This window comes from Ruegeria sp. L12, from assembly GCF_056531745.1.
The window spans coordinates 1-4,469 of the sequence record NZ_JBQFMH010000038.1; the positions used below are offsets into that span (position 1 = coordinate 1).

At 62.9% G+C, this 4,469-nt stretch carries 3 protein-coding genes; all 3 read left to right on the forward strand.

The window, feature by feature from the left end; genetic code table 11:
* Window positions 1-1,083 (forward strand): glycine cleavage system aminomethyltransferase GcvT (gcvT, locus tag ACR0K9_RS21360; protein ID WP_480826088.1); only part of this gene is annotated, 1,083 nt, incomplete at its 5' end.
* A gap of 18 nt (window positions 1,084-1,101) precedes the next feature.
* Entirely contained in the window at window positions 1,102-1,467 is a 366-nt protein-coding gene (gene gcvH, locus ACR0K9_RS21365) for a glycine cleavage system protein GcvH (RefSeq protein ID WP_480536646.1), read from the forward strand.
* Window positions 1,468-1,578: 111 nt separating this feature from the next.
* A complete protein-coding gene (gene gcvP, locus ACR0K9_RS21370; RefSeq protein ID WP_480826089.1) occupies window positions 1,579-4,434 on the forward strand; it encodes an aminomethyl-transferring glycine dehydrogenase in 2,856 nt (951 codons plus the stop codon).
* The last annotated feature ends 35 nt before the right edge of the window (window positions 4,435-4,469 follow it).

Genomic DNA, 4,469 nt, shown 5'->3' on the forward strand with positions numbered 1-4,469 from the left:
AAACGCACGCCACTTCATTCTTTGCATGTTGAGTTGGGGGGGAAGTTGGTTGATTTTGCGGGTTGGGAGATGCCTGTTCAGTATCCTTTGGGGATTATGGGAGAGCATAAGCAGTGCCGTGAGAAGGCGGCGGTGTTTGATGTGAGCCATATGGGTCAGGTGATCCTGCGGGGTGAGAATGTGGGCGAGAAGCTGGAAGCTTTGTGCCCGCAGGCTTACGCGACGCTAAAGGAAGGCAAGGCGCGGTACGGGTTTTTCACCAATGCGGATGGCGGGATCATGGATGATCTGATCGTGTCGAATGCGGGCGATCATTACTTTGTGGTGGTGAACGCGGCGCTGCGGCATCAGGACATTCCGCATATGCGCGACAACCTGGAGGGCGTCGAGGTGACCGAGATCTTCGACCGCGCGCTGGTGGCGGTTCAGGGCCCTGCGGCGGAAAACGTGGTGGGCGAACTCTGCCCTGCGGCCCGTGACCTGACCTTCATGGAAACCACCGTGGCCGACATCCTGGGTGTCGAGTGCCGCATCTCGCGGCTGGGTTATACCGGCGAGGACGGCTACGAGATCTCGATCCCCGAAGACAAGGCCATCGAGATCACGAAGGCGTTTCTGGCCCATGAGGATTGCGAACCGGCGGGTCTGGGCGCGCGCGACAGCCTGCGGCTGGAGGCGGGGCTGTGCCTTTATGGCAATGACATCGACCAGAGCACCTCGCCGATTGAGGCCAGCCTCGGCTGGGCCATTCAGAAACGCCGCAAGGAAGAGGGCGGCTTTCCGGGTGCCGACCGCGTGCAAAAGGAACTGGCCGAAGGCGCGGCGCGCAAGCTGGTGGGCATCAAGCCCGATGGCCGCGCACCGGCGCGTCAGGGCGTGGAAATCCAGTGCAGCAATGGCAACACGATTGGCCAGATCACCTCGGGCAGCTTTGGCCCCACGGTCGGCGGCCCGGTGGCGATGGGCTATGTGTCCGCAGGCCATGGCGAGCCGGGCGAGAAGGTCAATCTGATCATCCGGGGCAAGGCGCAACCGGCGCAGATCGTGGCGCTGCCCTTCGTCAAACAGAATTACAAGCGTTGAAGTCAGGAGAGTAACACTATGGCAACCTATTATTCCGAAGAGCATGAATGGCTGACCGTCGAAGGCGACATCGCCACGCTGGGCATCACCAAACACGCCGCCGAGCAGCTGGGTGAGGTGGTCTTCGTCGAACAGCAGGAAGCGGGTGACGAGTTCGAGAAGGATGGCGAGATCGGCGTGATCGAATCCGTCAAGGCCGCGTCCGAGCTTTATGCCCCGGTCGATGGCGAGATTGTCGAAGTGAACGAAGCGCTGGCCGACAACCCCGGCGCGCTGAACGAAGACCCCGAAGGCGAGGCGTGGATCTACAAGATCAAGATCAGCGATGCCGCGCAGCTCGAAGACCTGATGGATGAGGCCGGCTACAAAGCCTTCATCGGTTAACTCAGGCGGCGGATCCTTGCGCGGACCCGCCCCTTTATCTTTTCCCAAATACTCCCGCCGGAGGCTCCCGCAGTCTCCGCCGGCCCTGACCTATCCTTGAGGAGCGCAAAGATGGCCTTCAAACTGACCGATTACGAAGCCTATGACTTCGCCAACCGCCGCCATATCGGGCCCAGCCCGACCGAGATGCGCGACATGCTCAAGGTGATCGGCTTCAGGACACTGGACGAGCTGATCGACGCCACCGTCCCGCCTGCAATCCGGCAGACCGAACCGCTGGACTGGGGTCCGGCGATGACCGAGCGCGATGCGCTCTTTCACATGAAAGAGGTGGCGAGCAAGAACAAGGTTCTGACCTCGCTGATCGGTCAGGGGTACTATGGCACCACCACGCCCGCGCCGATCCTGCGCAACATTCTGGAAAACCCGGCCTGGTACACCGCCTATACGCCGTATCAGCCCGAAATCTCTCAGGGCCGTCTTGAAGCGCTGCTGAACTTCCAGACCATGGTCAGCGACCTGACCGGGCTGGACGTGGCCAATGCTTCGCTGCTGGACGAAGCCACCGCTGCCGCCGAAGCCATGGCCATGGCCAAGCGCGGCGGCCGGTCCAAGGCCAACAACGCGGCCTTCTTTGTCGACAAGAACTGCCACCCGCAGACCATCGCGGTGATCAAGACCCGCGCCGAGCCTCTGGGCATCGAGGTGCAGGTGGCCGATCCGGACACGCTGGATGCGGGCGCGGTCTTTGGCGCCATCTTCCAGTATCCCGGCACCCACGGCCATGTGCGCGACTTCACCAAGGAAATCGCCGCCCTGCATGAACATAAAGCGATTGCCATCGTGGCCGCCGACATCCTGTCGCTGGCGCTGCTGAAGTCACCGGGTGAGATGGGGGCGGATATCGCCATCGGCTCGACCCAGCGTTTTGGCGTGCCGATGGGCTATGGCGGCCCGCACGCTGCCTATATGGCGACCACCGACAAGCTGAAGCGTTCGATGCCGGGCCGGATCATCGGTGTTTCCATCGACAGCCGCGGCAACAAGGCCTACCGCCTGGCGCTGCAGACCCGCGAACAGCATATCCGGCGTGAGAAAGCCAACTCGAACGTCTGCACCGCGCAGGCGCTGCTGGCCGTCATCGCCTCGATGTATGCCGTGTACCACGGCCCCGACGGCATCAAGGCCATCGCGCAATCGGTGCACCGCAAGACCTCGCGCCTGGCCGCCGGCCTGGAAGAGGCAGGCTTTGCGGTGGAACCGGAAGTGTTCTTCGACACCATTACGGTCGAGGTCGGCCATCTGCAGAACGTGGTGATGGAGGCCGCCGTGGCGCGCGGTGTGAACCTGCGCAAGGTGGGCGACACGAAAGTGGGCATCAGCCTGGACGAACAGACCCGCCCCGAGACCATCGAGGCGGTCTGGGGCGCCTTTGGCATCGACCGCAAGGATGACAGCTCGAACAAGCAATACCGCCTGCCGGATTATGCGCTGCGCGAAAGCGAATACCTGACCCATCCGATCTTCCACAAGAACCGGGCCGAGGCCGAGATCACCCGCTATATGCGCCGTCTGGCCGACCGCGATCTGGCGCTGGACCGGGCGATGATCCCGCTGGGGTCCTGCACCATGAAGCTGAACGCCACGATCGAGATGATCCCGGTCACCTGGCCCGAGTTCGGCAATCTGCACCCGTTCTGCCCCGAAGATCAGGCGCAGGGCTATCACGAGATGATCGACGATCTGAACGACAAGCTGTGCCAGATCACCGGCTATGACGCGATCTCGCAGCAGCCCAACTCGGGCGCGCAGGGCGAATATGCGGGCCTCTTGACTATCCGCAACTATCACTTTGCGCGGGGGCAGGGGCAGCGCAATGTCTGCCTGATCCCGACCTCGGCGCATGGCACCAACCCGGCCTCGGCGCAGATGGTGGGCTGGCAGGTTGTGCCGGTGCAGGCGGATGAGAACGGCAATATCGACCTGAACGACTTCCGCGCCAAGGCGGAAAAGCACTCGGATCATCTGGCCGCCTGCATGATCACCTACCCCTCGACCCATGGCGTGTTCGAGGAGACGGTGCAGGAGGTCTGCCAGATCACCCATGACCACGGCGGTCAGGTCTATATCGACGGGGCGAACATGAACGCCATGGTCGGTCTGGCGCAGCCGGGCAAAATCGGCGGCGATGTGAGCCACCTGAACCTGCACAAGACCTTCTGCATCCCGCATGGCGGCGGCGGCCCCGGCATGGGCCCGATCGGCGTCAAGGCGCATCTGGAAGAACACCTGCCCGGCCATCCGGAATACGGCAGTGCCGTGGGCCCGGTCTCGGCGGCGCCCTTCGGTTCGCCCTCGATCCTGCCGGTCTCATGGGCCTATGTGCTGCTGATGGGTGGCGCCGGTCTGACCCAGGCGACCAAAGTGGCGATCTTGAACGCCAACTATATCGCGGCGCGGCTCAAGGATGCCTATCCGATCCTCTACACGTCCGAGACGGGCCGTGTGGCGCATGAATGCATCCTCGACACCCGCCCGCTGGCGGATGAGGGCAATGTGAGCGTCGATGACGTGGCCAAACGGCTGGTCGACTCGGGCTTCCACGCGCCCACCATGAGCTGGCCGGTGGCCGGCACGCTGATGGTGGAACCCACGGAATCCGAACCCAAGGACGAGCTGGACCGCTTCTGCGACGCCATGCTGTCCATCCGCGCGGAAGCGCAGGACATCATCGACGGCAAGATCGACGCGGAAAACAACCCGCTGAAGAACGCCCCCCACACGGTGCGCGATCTGGTTGGCGACTGGGATCGTCCCTACTCGCGCGAACAGGCCTGCTTCCCGCCGGGCTCCATGGGCGTCGACAAATACTGGTCCCCCGTCAACCGCGTCGACAACGCTTACGGAGACCGAAACCTCATCTGCACATGCCCTCCCATGTCAGAATACGAAGACGCCGCTGAGTAATACTCCTCAACCCCGCCCAATAATGGGCGGGGTTT